This window comes from Rhodococcus sp. NPDC057297, assembly GCF_042667435.1.
Taxonomy (GTDB): Bacteria; Actinomycetota; Actinomycetes; order Mycobacteriales; family Mycobacteriaceae; genus Rhodococcoides.
Map to the genome: position 1 here is coordinate 439,588 of NZ_JBHUZE010000004.1, position 13,967 is coordinate 453,554.

Genomic DNA, 13,967 nt, shown 5'->3' on the forward strand with positions numbered 1-13,967 from the left:
GTTACTGTTGAAGAAGTATTCATGCCTGAATTCGTCTGGGGTGTGAACAAGACGTATGGAGCGTAGGACGTGACAAGGTTCGACAGTATCGAGCGTGCGGTTGCGGACATCGCCGCAGGTAAAGCTGTGGTTGTGGTCGACGACGAGGATCGTGAGAACGAGGGCGACCTCATCTTCGCGGCCGAGAAGGCGACGCCGGAACTCGTCGCGTTCATGGTGCGATACACCTCGGGGTACCTCTGCGTACCGCTGTCCGGTGACGATTGCGACCGCCTGGGCCTTCCTCCCATGTACGCGACCAACCAGGACAAGCACGGCACGGCCTACACGGTGACGGTCGACGCCCGGGAGGGCATCGGGACCGGAATCTCCGCGTCGGACAGGGCTGCGACCATGCGGCTGCTGGCGGATCCGACCACGGGCGCGGGCGATTTCACACGGCCGGGGCATGTGGTTCCGTTGCGCGCGAAGGACGGCGGAGTCCTGCGTCGACCCGGTCACACCGAGGCGGCCGTCGACTTGGCGCGGATGGCCGATCTGCGGCCTGCGGGCGTGATCTGCGAGATCGTCAGCCAGAAGGACGAAGGCTCGATGGCGCAGACCGACGAGTTGCGGGTCTTCGCGGACGATCACGACCTTGCGCTCATCTCCATCGCCGATCTCATCGCGTGGCGTCGCAAGCACGAGAAGCACGTCGTGCGCGTTGCGGATGCTCGGATTCCCACCGCTCACGGCACATTCCGCGCCGTCGGCTACCAGAGCGTGTACGACGAGGTGGAGCACGTCGCCCTGGTGTGCGGAGATATAGCCGGGCCGGACGGTGACGGCAGCGACGTTCTGGTCCGCGTTCACTCGGAGTGCCTGACCGGCGACGTCTTCGGTTCGCTCCGGTGTGACTGCGGTCCTCAGCTCGATGCCGCGCTCGACATGATCGCCACCGAGGGGCGAGGCGTCGTGTTGTACATGCGAGGCCACGAAGGCCGCGGCATCGGTCTGTTGCACAAGTTGCAGGCGTACCAGCTGCAGGACGCAGGCTCGGACACCGTCGACGCCAATCTTCAGCTCGGGCTTCCCGCCGATTCGCGGGACTACGGAATCGGCGCTCAGATACTGGTGGATCTCGGCATCTCCTCGATGCGGTTGCTGACGAACAATCCAGCCAAGAGGGTCGGTCTCGACGGATACGGCCTGCACGTCACCGAGCGCGTCCCGATGCCGCTGCGGGCGAATGCGGAGAACCTGACCTACTTGCGCACCAAGCGCGACCGCATGGGCCACGACCTGGCCGGGCTGGACGAGTACGAGAAGGGGCAGCATTCATGAGCGGGGAAGGCGAACCGCAGCTACAACTCGAGGGCGCGAGTGACCTGAAGGTCGCCATCGTCGCGGGTCAGTGGCACCGCACCATCTCCGATGCTCTGCTCGACGGCGCACGCAAGAAGGTCGAGGAAGCCGGCGTCACAGAGGTCACTGTTGTTCGTGTGGCGGGCGCGATCGAGCTTCCGGTCGTCGCGCAGACCTTGGCCCGCGACCACGATGCCGTGATCGCCCTCGGTGTCGTGATCAGAGGCGGTACTCCGCATTTCGAGTACGTGTGCGACGCCGTCACGGCCGGTCTGACGCGAGTGTCGCTCGACGAGAGCACGCCTGTGACCAATGGCGTGCTGACGACGGACGACGAGCAGCAGGCTCTCGATCGGTCCGGTCTTCCCGGTTCGAAGGAGGACAAGGGCGGTCAGGCTGCGGCGGCGGCGATCGACACCGCGTTGACCCTCAAGCATCTGCGGCAACCGTGGACGAACCAGGAATTCCGATGACGGAGAACGCAGACTGGGATCTCGAGGTCCGGTCCAAGAAGTCCGCACGCTACGCGATCGCCGCCGCTGTACTGCTGGTAGTGGCGCACACGACCGTCGCGATTCTGCTGCGGGTCTCGCCCACCGGGGTGTATTTCCGTACTGCCGATCAACTGGCGTTGGCCGGAATCGGTGTGCTGTTGGCGGGTATCGCACTGCTGTTGACGCGACCACGCGTGCGGGTCGGCAAGAAGGGCGTTGCGGTCAGGAACATCCTGTCCGAGCGCCTCATCGAATGGGACCTGGTTCGAGGTCTGTCGTTCCCGGACGGGGCGATGTGGGCGCGCGTGGACATCCCGGACGACGAGTTCATTCCGGTGATGGCCATCCAGTCGAACGATCGGGATCACGCGGTCGCCGCGGTCCGGTCCTTTCGCAGCCTGGAAGCGAAGTATGCGGGCTCGGACCGCTAGCTCGCCGAAGCCGGTCGGTGGCTGCGGCTAACCTGGACACCGTGTCCGACCCAGCTACATATCGCCCGGCTACCGGAACCATCCCGGTGGAGCCCGGCGTGTACAAATTTCGTGATCCTCACGGACGCGTGATCTACGTAGGCAAGGCCAAAAGCCTTCGAAGCCGCCTCAATTCGTACTTCGCGGACGTCGCGTCCCTGCATCCGCGCACTCGTCAGATGGTCACCACGGCGGCATCCGTCGAATGGACCGTGGTGACGACCGAGGTCGAGGCGCTGCAGCTCGAGTACAACTGGATCAAGGAGTTCGATCCTCGATTCAACGTCCGGTACCGCGACGACAAAAGCTACCCGATGCTCGCAGTCACGATGAACGAGGAGTACCCGCGGTTGTTCGTCTACCGCGGGCCCAGGCGTAAGGGCGTTCGATACTTCGGTCCGTACGCACACGCGTGGGCGATTCGCGAGACTCTCGATCTGTTGTTGCGTGTGTTTCCGGCCCGTACGTGTTCGGCAGGAGTCCTCAAACGGCACAAGCAGATCGGCCGTCCGTGTCTGCTCGGCTACATCGACAAGTGTTCCGCGCCGTGCACAGGACGAGTGTCGGCCGACGAGCATCGCCGCACCGTCGAGGACTTCTGTGACTTCCTGTCCGGCAAGACGGACAAGCTCGTTCGGCAGCTCGAGAAGAAGATGCAGGACGCGTCGGAGAACCTGGACTTCGAATCCGCGGCCCGCCTCCGCGACGACGTGGGCGCATTGAAGCGTGCGCTGGAGAAGCAGGCCGTGGTGCTCGGTGACGGAACCGACGCAGACCTGGTGGCCTTCGCGACCGACCCGCTGGAGGCTGCCGTGCAGGTCTTCCACGTGCGTGGCGGCCGGGTTCGCGGACAGCGCGGATGGGTCGTGGAGAAGGCTGGTGAGGTCATCGAGACGGTGGCGGACGATCAGTCCGACCTTCCGGCTCTGGTCGAGCAGTTTCTCACCCAGTTCTACGGTCAGGAAGCAGCGTTGTCCTCACGCACTCCCGGCGTCGACGACGCGGGAGCCAACGCGGTGCCGAAGGAAGTGCTCGTTCCGGTACTACCGGGCAACGCGGACGAGGTGCAGCAGTGGCTCAGCGAACTGCGCGGATCGAACGTGCAGTTGAGGGTTCCGCAGCGCGGAGACAAGAAGGCGCTCGCCGAAACCGTCGAACGAAACGCGAAAGAAGCTCTGCAACAGCACAAGCTGAAGCGAGCTGGTGATTTCACATCGAGATCTGCTGCGCTGCAGGGAATTCAGGAGGCTCTGGATCTGGATTCCGCGCCGCTGCGCATCGAGTGCATCGATATCTCGCACGTCCAGGGCACTGATGTCGTCGCGTCGCTCGTCGTGTTCGAGGACGGTTTGCCGCGCAAGAGTGATTACCGGCACTACGCGATCAAGGAAGCCGCAGGAGACGGGCATTCCGACGACGTCGCGAGCATCGCCGAGGTCACTCGGCGACGCTTTCTACGCCATAGCTCCGACGCCTCGGGAAACGAGTCCGGCGGCGACCTGTCGCCGGAGGCCGCATTGGATCCTCAGACCGGGCGTCCACGACGATTCGCGTATCCGCCCAACCTGTTCGTCGTCGACGGTGGAGCGCCGCAGGTCGCTGCCGCGTCCGAGGTACTCGACGAGTTGGGTGTGACCGACGTCGCGGTGGTCGGCCTCGCGAAGCGACTGGAGGAAGTGTGGGTTCCCGGCGAATCGGACCCGGTTATCCTTCCTCGAACCAGCGAGTCGCTGTACCTGCTCCAGCGGGTTCGAGACGAAGCACACCGGTTCGCCATCACGTTCCACCGCAGCAAGCGCTCCAGAAGGATGACCGCGTCGGCCCTCGACTCCGTGAAAGGTCTCGGCGAGACCAGGCGGACAGCGTTGGTGACGCACTTCGGATCCGTCGCGAAACTCAAACAGGCGACGGTGGAGGACATCGTCGAGGTCCCGGGAATCGGAGCCACCACCGCCAGGGCAGTTCTGGACGCGCTGGGAGCGGGTGCGGCCGAGACGAGAGTCGGCGAGACGGGGGTAGCTGTCGACGACGTGTCGTCGACCGAGGTCGAGGGCGATATGTCGGCATCGGCGGCGCCGGTGGGGGAAGATCGGGAGGAAACGACTTCGACAGGGCAGGTTGTGACGTGAGCGAACCGGATGTTCGGCAGGACGACGAAGTTCAGGTGAACGATCCGGTTCGAGACGTAGATGCCGGTCAGGACGTGCGTGCGGTTCGAGCGACCGCAGTTCACTCCTTCGAGGTTGCGCTCGTGACCGGTCTGTCCGGTGCGGGTCTGCGTACGGCCGCGAAGGTGCTGGAGGACCTGGGGTGGTACGTGGCGGACAATCTGCCACCCGAGCTGATTTCGAAGATGATCGACGTGGCGCTCGAGTCGGAACCTCCGCTCGAACGCCTCGCGTTGGTCATGGACGTCCGTAGTCGCCTGTTCACCGGTGATCTCGGATGGGTCGTCCGTGAACTGAACTCGCGGGGGATTCGGAATCGAGTCCTGTTCCTGGAAGCTGCGGATGCTGTGCTGATTCAACGATTCGAGTCCAACCGTCGAAGCCACCCACTGCAGAACGACGGCCAGGACGGCACCTTGTCCGAGGGGATACACGCCGAACGTGCCCGGCTCGCCGAGGTGAAATCCGTCGCGGACGTGGTCGTGGACACGACGTCGCTCTCGGTGCATCAATTGCGTCGCCGAGTGGAGGCCTCGTTCGGAGGAACCGACATCGCGGTGATCGGTGTGACCGTCCAGTCCTTCGGCTTCAAGTACGGTCTGCCGATCGATTCCGATCTCGTGTGCGACGTGAGATTTCTACCGAATCCGCACTGGGTCCCGGAGCTACGCGAACATACTGGCAAAGAGCCTGCAGTGCGTGATTACGTCCTGGGTCAAGACGGTGCCCAAGACTATCTGCAGACCTTTCGGCACTTGTTGCAGTTGACCGTCGACGGGTATCGCAGGGAGGGCAAGAGCTACATGACCGTCGCGGTCGGGTGTACGGGTGGCAAGCATCGAAGTGTGGCAATGACAGAAGCGCTGGCAGACATGTTGGCGCGAGAGAACGATTTGTCGGTGCGGGTGCTGCACCGAGACGCGGGCCGCGAATGAGCGACATGAAAGTCGTTGCCCTCGGCGGCGGACACGGCCTGTATGCAACCCTCAGTGCGGCTCGGAGGCTCGCATCCCACGTGACGGCAATCGTGACCGTCGCGGACGACGGAGGGTCCTCGGGTCGGCTCCGCGCGGAGCTCGGGCTGGTTCCGCCGGGTGACCTCCGTATGGCGTTGGCAGCGCTGTCGTCGGAGGAACCACGCACGCGCATGTGGGCAGATGTCATGCAGCATCGGTTCGGCGGATCGGGTGCGCTCGCGGGCCATTCCGTCGGGAACCTGATCCTCGCGGGCCTGACGGAGGTCCTCGGCGACACGGTGCTCGCGTTGGACGAAGCAGCACGCCTGCTCGGAATCGAGGGCCGCGTCGTGCCGATGGCTCCGATCCCGCTGGACATCGAGGCCGACGTCTCGGGGTTGGAAGACGATCCACGGGTCTCGCGTGTCATCCGCGGACAGGTCGCCGTCGCGACGACACCGGGCAAGGTACGGCGCGTGCGACTACTGCCATCGGATCCGCCCGCGACCCCGGAAGCCGTCCACGCGATCGACGAGGCCGATCTGGTCGTACTGGGACCGGGCTCGTGGTTCTCCAGTGTGATTCCCCACGTACTCGTCCCGGATCTGCTGGACGCATTGGCGCGGTCGTCCGCGGTCAAGGTGCTCGTACTCAATCTGGCACCGGAATTGGGGGAGACGACCGGATTCTCCGCCGAGCGGCACTTGCACGTACTGTCCCAGCACGCACCGGATTTCAGGGTCGACCACATCGTCGTCGACTCCGCGTTCGTACCGGTCGGTGGCGAACGCGAACATCTCGCCCGAGCGGCAGCACGGTTGGGAGCAGACGTCGTCTACGTGGACGTCGCGGAACCGGGCACCCACGCACATCATTTCGGAAAGTTGGCTGCGGCACTCGGTAGCATCGTCTCCTCGCAGGAGAACGACGCGTCCGACGGGCCGCGCAGAGAGGGGATCACTTCGTGGCCATGACAGCTGAGGTGAAGGACGAGCTGAGCAGGCTGGCTGTCACCCAGGTGAGCTGCAGGAGGGCCGAAGTGTCGGCGCTGCTGCGTTTCGCCGGCGGGCTTCACATCGTTGCCGGACGAGTAGTCGTCGAGGCTGAAATCGACCTCGGTTCGACGGCACGCCGGTTGCGCCGCGAGATCCTGGACCTGTACGGGTACACCTCCGACGTGCACGTTCTCAGCGCCGGTGGTCTGAGAAAGAGTTCGCGGTACGTCGTCCGAGTCGCCAAGGACGGGGAGGCCCTCGCCCGCCAGACCGGACTTCTCGACATGCGTGGTCGTCCCGTTCGAGGGCTGCCGGCCCAGGTGGTCGGCGGCACGGTCGGCGACGCCGAAGCGGCGTGGCGCGGGGCGTTCCTGGCTCACGGTTCTCTGACGGAGCCGGGTAGGTCCTCGGCGCTCGAGATCAGCTGCCCCGGGCCCGAGGCAGCGCTGGCGCTGGTCGGTGCGGCGCGCCGACTCGGCGTCGTCGCCAAGGCACGAGAAGTACGAGGCACCGACCGGGTCGTCGTGCGCGACGGAGAGGCCATCGGCGCGCTGCTCACTCGGATGGGAGCGCAGGACACCAGGCTCGTCTGGGAAGAACGGCGCATGCGTCGTGAGGTGCGTGCCACCGCCAACCGGCTTGCCAACTTCGACGATGCCAACCTGCGCCGGTCGGCGAGGGCAGCCGTGGCCGCGGCGGCGCGGGTCGAACGAGCGCTGCAGATTCTCGGCGACGACGTGCCGGATCATCTGGCCGCGGCCGGGTCGCTGCGCGTCCAGCATCGGCAGGCATCGCTGGAGGAACTCGGCCAACTCGCGGACCCACCGATGACCAAGGATGCGGTCGCCGGGCGTATCCGCAGGTTGCTGTCCATGGCCGATCGAAAGGCGAAGGACACCGGCATTCCGGACACCGAGTCCGCCGTCACCGCCGAATTACTCGACGAGGCCTGAGGCACCGGCGAGAGCTGACGACGCGACTGCTCGGATATCTGCAGGTGGAGGGCGATGCGCGCGCGAACGCAGTGCGCACACTAGGGTGGAAAACGCACGTAGGGACTTGCCCCATGCGCGAAATACGACAATCGGTTCAACAACTTAGGAGCGAACAGTGACGATCCGGGTAGGCGTGAACGGCTTCGGCCGCATCGGACGTAACTTCTTCAGGGCAGTCGATGCGCAGAAAGCTCTGGGCACCACCGACATCGAGATCGTGGCTGTCAACGACCTCACCGACAACGCATCCCTGGCGCACCTGTTGAAGTACGACTCGATCCTGGGCCGTCTGCCGCACGACGTCAGCCTCGAAGGCGACGACACCATCGTCGTCGGCGATCAGAAGATCAAGGCGTTGTCGCTGCGCGAGGGACCGTCTGCTCTTCCGTGGGGCGACCTGGGCGTCGACGTCGTCGTCGAGTCCACGGGTATCTTCACCGACGCCTCGAAGGCCAAGGGCCACCTCGACGCAGGCGCCAAGAAGGTCATCATCTCCGCACCTGCCAAGGGTGAGGACATCACGATCGTCATGGGCGTCAACGACGACAAGTACGACGGCAGCCAGAACATCATCTCCAACGCGTCGTGCACCACCAACTGCCTCGGCCCCATCGCCAAGGTTCTCGACGACGAGTTCGGCATCGTCAAGGGCCTCATGACCACGGTGCACGCCTACACGCAGGACCAGAACCTGCAGGACGGCCCGCACAGCGACCTACGTCGCGCACGCGCAGCGGCCCTCAACGTCGTCCCCACCGGCACCGGCGCAGCAAAGGCCATCGGCCTGGTGCTCCCACAGCTTCTCGGCAAGCTCGACGGATACGCACTGCGTGTGCCGATCCCGACCGGCTCGGTCACCGACCTCACGGCGAACCTGAAGAAGTCGGCATCCGTCGACGAGATCAACGCCGCCATGAAGGCAGCAGCGGAAGGCCCGCTGAAGGGCATCCTGAAGTACAGCACCGACCCGATCGTGTCCTCGGACATCGTCACCGACCCGCACTCGTCGATCTTCGACGCACCGCTGACCAAGGTCATCGACGACCAGGTCAAGATCGTGTCCTGGTACGACAACGAGTGGGGCTACTCCAACCGCCTGGCCGACCTCATCGGTCTCGTCGGAAAGTCCCTCTGATCACATGGCAGTCAAGACTCTGCAGGACCTGATCGACGCCGGTGTGTCGGGTCGCCCGGTTCTGGTGCGCTCTGACTTCAACGTGCCGATCGAGAACGGTGTCATCACCGATCCCGGTCGCATCGTCGCGTCGCTTCCGACGTTGAACGCACTGCTCGACGCCGGTGCGAAGCTCATCGTCACCGCGCACCTCGGCCGGCCGGACGGCAAGCCCGAGGCGAAGTACTCGCTCGCGCCGGTGGCGTCGAAGCTCGGGGAACTGCTCGGTCGCCACGTTCAGTTGGCGGGCGACGTCGTCGGCCAGGACGCTCAGGCTCGTGCCGAAGGGCTGACCGACGGCGACGTACTGCTGCTGGAGAACATCCGGTTCGATCCGCGTGAGACCAGCAAGGACGAGGCCGAGCGTGCTCAGCTGGCAGCCGAATTGGTCGCGCTCACCGATGGTGATGGTGCTTTCGTGTCCGACGGCTTCGGCGTCGTGCACCGCAAGCAGGCTTCGGTGTACGACGTGGCGAAGCTGCTCCCGTCGTACGCAGGTGGTCTGGTCGCCACCGAGGTCGACGTGCTGGCCAAGTTGACGGAGGATCCGGCACGCCCGTACGCGGTCGTGCTCGGCGGGTCGAAGGTCTCGGACAAGTTGGGTGTCATCGAGGCGCTCGCACCCAAGGTCGACACCTTGGTGATCGGCGGCGGAATGGCGTTCACTTTCCTTGCCGCACAGGGCTACTCGGTCGGTTCTTCGCTTCTGCAGGAAGACCAGATCGACGTCTGCAAGGACCTGCTCGAGCGATTCGGCGACGTCATCCACCTGCCGGTCGACATCGTGGTGGGTGACTCGTTCTCCAAGGACGCGGAAGCCGAGACCGTTGCCGCATCGGAGATCCCGGACGGCTGGATGGGACTGGACATCGGACCGGAGTCCGTCAGCCGATTCACCGCCGTACTCGCGAACGCGAAGACGATCTTCTGGAACGGCCCAGCCGGTGTCTTCGAGTTCGAGAAGTTCTCCGCAGGAACGCGTGGAATCGCCGAGGCAATCGTCGGTGCCACCGAGAAGGGCGCGTTCAGTGTCGTCGGCGGCGGGGACTCCGCGGCCGCCGTCCGTGCACTCGGACTGTCCGACGACGGCTTCTCGCACATCTCGACCGGAGGTGGAGCATCCCTCGAGTACCTCGAAGGCAAGCAGCTTCCCGGCATCGCAGCGCTGGAGGGATGAACCATGGCACGTAAGCCGCTCATCGCAGGCAACTGGAAGATGAATCTGAACCACCTCGAGGCCATCTCGCTGGTGCAGAAGATCGCGTTCTCGCTGCCCGCGAAGTACTTCGACAAGGTGGATGTGACGGTCATTCCGCCGTTCACGGACATCCGCAGTGTGCAGACGCTCATCGAGGGCGACAAGCTCCTGCTCACCTACGGCGCCCAGGACGTCTCCGCACAGGAGTCCGGCGCATACACCGGTGAGATCAGTGGGTCGATGCTCGCGAAGCTCGGTTGCACGTTCGCCGTCGTCGGGCATTCCGAGCGTCGCACCCTGCACAGCGAGGACGACGCCGCGGTCGCGGCCAAGACCAAGGCTGCGCTGAAGCACGGACTCACACCGATCGTGTGCATCGGTGAAGGTCTCAACATCCGTGAGGCGGGCGAGCACGTCTCGTACAACATCACGCAGCTTCGCGGTTCGCTGGCCGGGTTGTCGGCCGAGGACATCGCGAAGGTCGTGGTCGCGTACGAGCCGGTGTGGGCCATCGGCACCGGCCGAGTTGCCAGTGCCGCCGACGCGCAGGAAGTGTGCTCGGCAATCCGCGATGAGCTGAAGACGCTCGCCTCCGCCGAGGTGGCGGCAGGCGTTCGAGTCCTCTACGGCGGCTCCGTCAACGCGAAGAACGTGGGTGAGATAGTCGGCCAACCCGACGTCGATGGTGCACTCGTCGGTGGAGCTTCCCTCAAAGCGGACGAGTTCGCCACATTGTCGGCCATCGCCGCGGGTGGCCCTCTGCCCTGATCGCACAGCTGATCGAGCAACAGATCGGACACTGCCGTGTTACCGCCACCGAGGCGGTGGCACGGCAGTGTGCGTCGTGCAGGTAGGCTGTCACGGGTTGTGAGCTGAGACTATTGTGAGGCGGACATGGAACTGTTCCTGGATATTTTGCTGGTGGTCACCAGTTTGGCGCTGATTCTGCTGGTGCTGCTGCACCGGGGCAAGGGCGGCGGCCTGTCCAGTCTGTTCGGCGGTGGTGTCCAGTCGTCTCTGTCGAGCTCGACGGTCGTGGAGAAGAACCTGGATCGGTTGACCATTTTCACCGGCGTCGTGTGGCTGATCGCAATCCTCGGAATCGGTCTGGAGATCAAGTTCTCCTGATCCGATTTGTCCTTACATATCATGTTGCGGTACCGGGCCCGTACAGGACCTCGGGCTGCATGACACCGGTGGGTGCACGATAATCGGGGGATGAGCGAAACCCCTTTGGAGTCGTCAGGATCTCCCGCCTTCGTCACACCCACGACGCAAGGTCGTGAGTTGACCGAGCCGCTGCGGGAAGACATTCGATACCTCGGTGGCATTCTGGGCGACATCATCCGCGAGCACGAGGGCCCAGCCGTGTTCGACCTCGTCGAGCGTGCCCGAGTCGAATCCTTCGCCGTCCGTCGCTCGGAGGGTGAGCGCGACGATTCGCTCGGGATCTACGCCGACCTCGATGTGTCGCAGGCAGTCCCGCTCATCCGCGCGTTCAGCCACTTCTCGCTGCTGGCCAATCTCGCCGAGGATCTGCACCGCGAGCGTCGCCGCGCAATTCACCTCGATCGCGAGGATCCGCCGCAGGACAGCAGTCTCGACGCGACGTGGATCAAACTCGATACTGCCGACCTCACTCAGCAGCAAGTGGCCGATGCACTGACCGATGCGCTCGTGGCGCCGGTCATCACTGCGCATCCGACGGAAACGCGTCGACGCACGGTGTTCGACGTTCAATCCAGGATCACCGAGCTCATGCGGCGGCGCGAGGTTGCCTCGTCCGCGGCAGCGAACAACGCGTCGAGCGCTGCCAAAGAGCTTGCTGCGGTAGATGTTCAGATCCGTCGCCAGGTCCTCACTCTGTGGGAGACGGCCCTGATCAGGTTGTCCAGGCTCCGTATCCAGGACGAGATCGAGGTCGGCCTCCGCTACTTCGAGACGTCTCTGTTCGACGTCATTCCGGCACTCAACGCCGACGTACGTCAGGCCCTGCGGCAGAGGTGGCCGTCGAGTGACCTGCTGCCGCAGCCCATTCTTCGTCCCGGTTCGTGGATCGGCGGAGACCGCGACGGAAATCCGAACGTCACAGCCGAGGTCGTACACACCGCCACACATCAGGCCGGGTACACCGCGTTCGCCCACTATCTGGACGAGCTCGTCGCGCTCGAGAAGGAACTGTCGATGTCCGCGCGACTCGTCGCGGTCAGCGACGAACTGCTGACGTTGGCGGCAGAATCCGGCGATCCGGCCGACACGCGAAACGACGAACCGTATCGCGTCGCCGTGCGCGGCATCCGAGCACGGCTGACGGCCACCGCCGCGCGGGTTCTCGACTCCGTTCCCGTCGCCGGCCTCGATGTCGGGTCCACCCCGTACGCCGCGCCCCAGGACGTACTGAACGATCTCGACACGATCGACCGAGCGCTGCGTGCCGACGGTGATGCTCTCATCGCCGACGACCGTCTACTGGCGCTGCGCCAAGCAGTCGAGACGTTCGGCTTCCACCTGCAGGCACTGGACATGCGCCAGAACTCGGAGACGCACGAGGAAGTCGTTGCCGAACTCCTGGCATGGGCCGGTGTTCACTCCGATTACGCCTCGCTCGACGAGAACGAACGGGTCGCTCTGCTGGCACGGGAGCTGACCACTCGACGGCCCCTCGTGGGCCCGACGGCCCAGCTGAGCGAACTCGCGACCAAGGAACTCGGCATCGTCCGCGCCGCGAAGATAGCCATCGATCACCTCGGGCCCGACACGATCCAGAACTACATCATCAGCATGTGCCAGTCGGTGAGCGACATGCTCGAAGCCGCCCTGCTGCTGAAGGAAGCCGGAATCTTCGACCCCGGCACCGACGGATCCGCGCCGACGTCGACTGTGGGCGTAGTGCCTCTGTTCGAAACCATCGAGGACCTGCAGCAAGGCGCAGCCACACTCGTGGCCACCCTCGACGTTCCGGTCTACCGAGCTCTCGTCGCGGGCCGCGGTATGAACCAGGAAGTGATGCTCGGGTACTCCGACTCGAACAAGGACGGCGGGTACCTCGCGGCGAACTGGGCGTTGTACCGCGCCGAACTGGATCTGCTCGAGGCGTCGCGCAAGACCGGAATTCGGTTGCGACTCTTCCACGGTCGAGGTGGCACCGTCGGCCGCGGTGGCGGCCCGAGCTACGACGCCATCCTCGCGCAGCCTCCGGGCGTCGTGCAGGGGTCCCTGCGTCTGACCGAACAGGGCGAGATCATCGCCGCCAAGTACGCCGAGCCGTCCATGGCTCGTCGCAACCTCGAATCGCTGGTGGCAGGCACGCTCGAATCGACCCTGCTCGACGTGGAAGGTCTCGGCGACGGTGCCGAGCCTGCCTACGAGGTGCTCGACGACCTGGCTGCGAAAGCCCGCGCTGCGTACGGTCGGCTCGTGCACGAGGAGCCTGGATTCGTGGAGTACTTCCGAATGTCCACTCCGGTTGCGGAGGTGGGGGAGCTCAACATCGGAAGCCGCCCCGCCTCACGCAAGCCGACCAATTCGGTGTACGACCTGCGCGCGATCCCATGGGTGATGTCCTGGAGCCAGTGCCGTGTGATGCTGCCCGGCTGGTACGGAACCGGTACGGCGTTCGAGGAATGGGTCGGCGGCGACGAGAACAAGCTGGCGGTACTGACGGACCTGTACCGGAAGTGGCCGTTCTTCCAAACGGTGCTGTCGAACCTCGCGCAGGTCATGGCCAAATCGGATCTGGGGATCGCTGCTCGTTACTCCGAACTCGTCCCGGACACGGAACTGCGCACCAGGATCTTCGGAATGATCGAAGCAGAGCACGCGAAAACCATCGAGATGTACCTCTCCATCACCGGTCACTCGAGGTTGCTCGAGGACAATCCTGCCCTGGAACGGTCGGTGCACAACCGGTTCCCGTACCTCGAGCCCCTCAACCAGATGCAGGTCGAGATGCTGCGACGCTACCGTGCCGGTGACGAGGAGGAGCGAGTCAAACGCGGCATCCTGCTGACGATGAACGGTCTGGCGACGGCCCTGCGCAACAGCGGCTAGTCACGTACGGCTCAGTCCTGATCGAGTCGGGAACCGGCGCCGTGTCGGCTGCGTCTGACTAGGTATGAGGCAGTGCAGAACAGACGCCAAGTCCTGGCGCGACGGCTCGGCGTACCGTTCTGC

General features: G+C 64.6%; 12 protein-coding genes. All 12 read left to right on the forward strand.

Annotated elements, in window-relative coordinates; all coding sequences use genetic code 11:
- Positions 1 to 69 precede the first annotated feature (69 nt).
- The 12 genes from ACFULT_RS15520 (at position 70) to ppc (ending at position 13,844) form a co-directional block, all read left to right on the forward strand.
- Complete coding sequence (locus tag ACFULT_RS15520; RefSeq protein WP_019666367.1) at positions 70 to 1,323, forward strand: bifunctional 3,4-dihydroxy-2-butanone-4-phosphate synthase/GTP cyclohydrolase II; 1,254 nt, start codon at positions 70 to 72, stop codon at positions 1,321 to 1,323.
- A complete protein-coding gene (gene ribH / locus ACFULT_RS15525; RefSeq protein WP_094721677.1) occupies positions 1,320 to 1,817 on the forward strand; it encodes a 6,7-dimethyl-8-ribityllumazine synthase in 498 nt (165 codons plus the stop codon). The genes ACFULT_RS15520 and ribH overlap by 4 nt, the downstream gene beginning before the upstream one ends.
- Complete coding sequence (locus tag ACFULT_RS15530) at positions 1,814 to 2,269, forward strand: PH domain-containing protein (protein WP_037113419.1); 456 nt, start codon at positions 1,814 to 1,816, stop codon at positions 2,267 to 2,269. Before ribH ends, ACFULT_RS15530 begins: the two co-directional genes overlap by 4 nt.
- Before the next feature lie 41 nt (positions 2,270 to 2,310).
- A complete protein-coding gene (gene uvrC, locus ACFULT_RS15535; RefSeq protein WP_378481843.1) occupies positions 2,311 to 4,437 on the forward strand; it encodes an excinuclease ABC subunit UvrC in 2,127 nt (708 codons plus the stop codon).
- Positions 4,438 to 4,511: 74 nt separating this feature from the next.
- A complete protein-coding gene (gene rapZ / locus ACFULT_RS15540) occupies positions 4,512 to 5,411 on the forward strand; it encodes an RNase adapter RapZ (RefSeq protein WP_378481911.1) in 900 nt (299 codons plus the stop codon).
- A complete protein-coding gene (gene yvcK / locus ACFULT_RS15545; RefSeq protein WP_037113185.1) occupies positions 5,408 to 6,406 on the forward strand; it encodes a uridine diphosphate-N-acetylglucosamine-binding protein YvcK in 999 nt (332 codons plus the stop codon). Before rapZ ends, yvcK begins: the two co-directional genes overlap by 4 nt.
- Complete coding sequence (whiA, locus tag ACFULT_RS15550; protein WP_037113186.1) at positions 6,397 to 7,380, forward strand: DNA-binding protein WhiA; 984 nt, start codon at positions 6,397 to 6,399, stop codon at positions 7,378 to 7,380. Before yvcK ends, whiA begins: the two co-directional genes overlap by 10 nt.
- Before the next feature lie 157 nt (positions 7,381 to 7,537).
- Complete coding sequence (gene gap / locus ACFULT_RS15555; RefSeq protein WP_019666360.1) at positions 7,538 to 8,557, forward strand: type I glyceraldehyde-3-phosphate dehydrogenase; 1,020 nt, start codon at positions 7,538 to 7,540, stop codon at positions 8,555 to 8,557.
- A gap of 4 nt (positions 8,558 to 8,561) precedes the next feature.
- Positions 8,562 to 9,773, forward strand: a complete 1,212-nt coding sequence (locus tag ACFULT_RS15560; RefSeq protein WP_094721673.1) for a phosphoglycerate kinase — start codon at positions 8,562 to 8,564, stop codon at positions 9,771 to 9,773.
- Between the two features lie 3 nt (positions 9,774 to 9,776).
- The gene (gene tpiA, locus ACFULT_RS15565; RefSeq protein ID WP_037113189.1) at positions 9,777 to 10,562 is read left to right on the forward strand and encodes a triose-phosphate isomerase; all 786 of its coding nucleotides are present in this window, start codon (positions 9,777 to 9,779) and stop codon (positions 10,560 to 10,562) included.
- Between the two features lie 126 nt (positions 10,563 to 10,688).
- Positions 10,689 to 10,922 carry a preprotein translocase subunit SecG gene (secG, locus tag ACFULT_RS15570; RefSeq protein ID WP_019666357.1) on the forward strand — a complete coding sequence of 78 codons (234 nt, stop codon included), beginning with the start codon at positions 10,689 to 10,691 and terminating at the stop codon, positions 10,920 to 10,922.
- A gap of 90 nt (positions 10,923 to 11,012) precedes the next feature.
- Complete coding sequence (ppc, locus tag ACFULT_RS15575) at positions 11,013 to 13,844, forward strand: phosphoenolpyruvate carboxylase (protein WP_037113190.1); 2,832 nt, start codon at positions 11,013 to 11,015, stop codon at positions 13,842 to 13,844.
- The last annotated feature ends 123 nt before the right edge of the window (positions 13,845 to 13,967 follow it).

Excerpts from the sequence above, each read along its gene's own strand:
- ribH (WP_094721677.1), top strand. The coding sequence starts at position 1,320 with ATGAGCGGGGAAGGCGAACCGCAGCTACAACTCGAGGGCGCGAGTGAC.
- ACFULT_RS15530 (WP_037113419.1), top strand. The coding sequence starts at position 1,814 with ATGACGGAGAACGCAGACTGGGATCTCGAGGTCCGGTCCAAGAAGTCC.
- yvcK (WP_037113185.1), top strand. The coding sequence starts at position 5,408 with ATGAGCGACATGAAAGTCGTTGCCCTCGGCGGCGGACACGGCCTGTAT.
- ACFULT_RS15560 (WP_094721673.1), top strand. The coding sequence starts at position 8,562 with ATGGCAGTCAAGACTCTGCAGGACCTGATCGACGCCGGTGTGTCGGGT.
- tpiA (WP_037113189.1), top strand. The coding sequence starts at position 9,777 with ATGGCACGTAAGCCGCTCATCGCAGGCAACTGGAAGATGAATCTGAAC.
- secG (WP_019666357.1), top strand. The coding sequence starts at position 10,689 with ATGGAACTGTTCCTGGATATTTTGCTGGTGGTCACCAGTTTGGCGCTG.
- ppc (WP_037113190.1), top strand. The coding sequence starts at position 11,013 with ATGAGCGAAACCCCTTTGGAGTCGTCAGGATCTCCCGCCTTCGTCACA.